Below are 2,544 nucleotides of genomic sequence, written 5' to 3'. Positions count from 1 at the left end.
GTTCGAGGCGGCGCTCGGGCGCACGGTCCACTGGCGCCGCGCCGATCGACCCGCGGGACAGGAAAAGCCCACGGACCCCGCCGACGACATCTGGGTGCTCAAGCTCTATCCGCACGCGATGGTGCAGGCCAACGCCTTCTACAGCCGCGAGGCGCAGGGGATTCTGTTCGGCTACTTTCGCGCGGCGGAGAAGAACCAGGGCAACAACCTGCCGGGCCAGCGTGTCTTCACTTGCCTGTCGCACGACATCATCGCGCACGAGGTCACGCATGCGGTCATCGACGGCATCCGCACCTTCTTCACGGAGCCGACCAATCCGGACGTTCTCGCCTTTCACGAAGCCTTCGCCGACCTCACGGCGCTGTTCCTGCACTTCTCGCACAAGGACGCGCTGCTCGACACGATTTGCAAGACGGGCGGGCGCTTGTATCCCTTCGAGCTGACGCCGGATGCGGCGCCGGTGGAAGGGTCGGCGCACATGGGCGGCGCTGCGTCCGCCACCGACGCCCGCATCCGCGCCGAAACGCCCGTGCGCAATCCGCTGGTCGAACTCGCGCAGCAGTTCGGGCAGGCTTCCGGCATGGGCCACGGCCTGCGCGCTGCCCTTGAGGAGCGGCCCGATCCCGGCGCGATGAGCCAACGCGTCAACGACCCGCATTACCGTGGATCGATCCTCGTGGCGGCGGTCTTCGACGCCTACTTTTCGACCTACCTGAGCGCCTCCGCCGACCTCTTTCGCATCTATCGCGCGGGCGGCGCGTCGGTGTCCTCGCCCGAGTTGCCGACCTCGCTGGCGACTCTGCTCACGGACACCGCGTCGAAGACCGCCGACGCGTTCTTCCAGCTGTGCGCGCGGGCGCTGGACTATTGCCCGCCGATCGACATAACCTTCGGCGACTTCCTGCGCGCGTTGATCACCGCCAGCGTCGACCTGCGCCCGGAAGACGATCGGGGCTTGCGGCAGGCGCTGATGCAGGCCTTCCGCGTGCGCGGCATCTATCCCGAGGGCGCCAGCTTCTTCTCCGAAGACGCACTCTGCTGGACCCGGGTGCCCGACTGGACGCGAAGCCCTGACCCCGAGGCGCTGCCGCCTGTCGTGGTGGAGATCGAGGATCCCGAGACCAGGAAGCGGGAGGCGCAGGAACTGCAGTTCGGACTTCCGGGTGGCCTGACACGGGCGCAGAAGGATCTCAATGGAGAGATCCTGCGCGCCTATGCGCGCGAGAACGCAGCCCGCCTCGGCTTCGATGAAGACCCCGGCCTGCCGCGAGATCGATTGCCCTACTCACCGTCTTTCCATCAGGTGTTTCGCATGGCGCCGGACGGCCGGACGCGCATCGACATGGTGGTCGAGCTGGTGCAGACGCGCCGCGTGCCCTTCGACAAGGACTATCCGGAGGCTGGCTCGTTTCCGCTGCGCGGCGGCGTGACGCTGATCATTGCGGCGCCCGACCGCGATCACTACGGCCACCACATTCCGCCCAAGGTGCGCTTCGCGGTACGCAAGCCGCTCGTCGGGTCCGAGGCCGAGATGCGCGAGGCACGGCAAAGGCGCTATGCGCTCGCGACCGGTCTCGTCAACGGCGACACCGGCAAGGACAGCCACTTCCAGGTCGACTTCGGACTTCTGCATCAGGGGGTATGAGCATGGCGGCCAAGGCGATCAAGACCACAGCACCGGCGAGGAAGGCAGCGGCAAAGAAGACGGTGCCGGCAGGGACGGCAGCGAAGAAGACCACCAGCTCGGCCCGCGGCGGGCTGCGCGTGCGCATGTATCGCGTCGGCTTCGGGGACTTCTTCCTCGTGACCGTGCCGACGCGCAGCGGTCCCCGGCACATCCTGATCGACTGCGGCGTCCATGCCGGCAACATCAAGAGCATGCCGGCCTGCGTGCAGGACCTGATCGAGGTGACGGGCCGAAAGCTGGCGCTCGTGATCGTGACCCACTACCACGCGGACCATCTGTCGGGATTTGCGACGCAGGCCAGGGAGTTCGAGCAATTTGAGGTCGAGGCGGTCTGGATCACCAATCGCCTGGACCCGAAGGATGGTGGGGCGATGAAGATCAAGTCGCAGATCCAGTCGCTCGCCATGCACTTGCGCCTCCAGCTCGCGGCGCGCCAGGACCTCGACGGTGCGCAGGCACTCGCCATGGCGGAGAACGCCCTCGGCGTCGCGGGCGGAAGCAACGACAAGGCCATGGCACTGGTCACCAGCGGCTTCAAGAACTCGCCGCCCGTGCACTACTACGAGGCCGGCGACACGGCCGAACTGCCGCCCTCGCTGCGAGGCGCACTGACGGCCCAGATCCTCGGGCCCGCGCCAAAGCACGCGGTCGCCGATTTCACTGCCAGCGACAACAAGGCGGAGCAGTATCTCGCGGCGGTCGAAGACCGGGGCCTGCCGGACGCGGAAGGCTTCGAGCCTTTCGAGCGCCGGTGGCCGGCGACGGCGGCCGACTATCCGCCCGAGGCCTTCCGGCCATGGGCGTCGCCCGCCCTGATGGAAAAGGCACTGCACGACGTGCAGCCCGATGTGCTGGCC

The 2,544-nt window shown here is 67.6% G+C and carries 2 protein-coding genes; both read left to right on the top strand.

Translation table 11 applies throughout. The features are described 5' to 3' along the window. Positions 1–1,645 (top strand): hypothetical protein (locus tag AC1DY5_RS50940; protein WP_478121899.1); only part of this gene is annotated, 1,645 nt, incomplete at its 5' end. Further along, positions 1,642–2,544: MBL fold metallo-hydrolase (locus tag AC1DY5_RS50935; RefSeq protein WP_478121898.1), on the top strand; the 903-nt coding region annotated here is incomplete at its 3' end. The genes AC1DY5_RS50940 and AC1DY5_RS50935, both read left to right, overlap by 4 nt.

It is taken from the genome of Variovorax sp. P4_D9 (genome assembly GCF_056401695.1).
Note: the sequence above shows the minus strand (reverse complement) of the source record. Positions and strands in the feature narration are given on the sequence as shown.